At 60.5% G+C, this 1,402-nt stretch carries 1 pseudogene; it reads right to left on the reverse strand.

The window, feature by feature from the left end:
- A pseudogene (locus tag QD357_RS32260) lies at window positions 1-1,402 on the reverse strand (conjugal transfer protein TrbE); the annotation flags it as partial.

The raw sequence follows: 1,402 nt of genomic DNA on the forward strand, positions 1-1,402 counted from the left end.
GACGAAGTCCGACAGGGACCGTCCGGCAGCGCTCGCCATCAGTCCGATCTGGCGCGAGATCGCGTTGCGATGATCAGGGGTGATGGCAACGCCCTGCAGGGCGACCAGCATTTCGATCCATTCAGTTGCMCAGGCACGATCAGCATCGCTCGCGAGATCCGATAGCGGGCAGAAGGCAAGCGCCTTTGCCTCTTCTTGGGCCTCGCCMCCGATCTCRTAGTGATCGCCGCCKGCGGCGAGCGTCAGCGGCAGSAGSGAGTTCCCCTTATCKAAGGCGAAGATCTGGGCRCGTTCGTAGCGCCGGAACTGCGCTGCGATCAGTGCCAGCAGCGTCGATTTGCCCGAACCGGTCGGCCCGAAAATCAGGGTGTGACCGACATCGTCGACATGGAGGTTCAGCCGGAACGGCGTCGAGCCGCTCGCCACCTGCATCAGCGGCGGCGAATTCGGCGGGTAGAACGGGCAAGGCGCCACCGGGCTGCCGGACCAGACAGAGTTCAGTGGAACCAGATCGGCGAKATTGCTGGTGTTGATCAGCGGCTCGCGGATATTGCAGTACCAGTTGCMGGGCAGGCTGCCGAGAAATGCGTCGGTCGCGTTGAGCGTCTCAATCCTTGCGCCAAATCCTTCCGCCTGGATCAGCCGGCGGATGGCMTCCGCTTTCTCCTGCAGCGCTTCGCGATCGCTGTCGAACAGAATGATCACTGGCGTGTAATAGCCGTAGGCGACAAGCTGCGACGACGCTTGCGCGATGGCATCCTCGGTCTCGGCCACCATCGTCATGGCATCCTGATCAACCGAACGGCTTTGCGTCTGGAAGAGCTGATCAAAGAACGGCCGTACCTTCTGCTGCCACTTCTTGCGGGTGCGTTCCAGTTTCTGTCGTGCCTCTTCCGCATCGAGGAAGATGAAGCGCGACGACCAGCGATAGGTGAGCGGCATCAAGTMCAGACTGGTGAGAATCCCCGGCCAGCTCTCGGCCGGCAGACCGTCGATTGCCACAACCGCGAGAAAGCGATTTTCGACCTTTGGCGTCAGACCATGCTCGAGTTCGGCCGTCGCGATCCAATCGAGATACATGGGAGCATCCGGCAACMGGATCGGATGGTTTTCGCCGGTGACGCAAAAGCGAACGAATTGCAGCAGTTCGTCATAGCGAGCGAGCCGCTCCCCTCCCCTCTCGGCAGCCTCGCGCGTTTCCATGCGCCGGATCGACAGGGTGTTGGCAAAATACTGCTCGATCTCGCGCACGGCGTTCTTAAAGATGAAGAGCACCGTGTCGGCATAGGTCTTCTTGCGGCTTTCCTCGTCCGAATAGATGTATTTGCTGAGTGCTGTCTTCTTGGATTCAAGCGGCCGATAGGTGAGGACGAGCGCGTGCTTGCTTTCGAAATGCCCCTGC

Source organism: Rhizobium sp. BR 317, from assembly GCF_047445835.1.
GTDB classification, from domain to species: domain Bacteria; phylum Pseudomonadota; class Alphaproteobacteria; order Rhizobiales; family Rhizobiaceae; genus Rhizobium; species Rhizobium paranaense.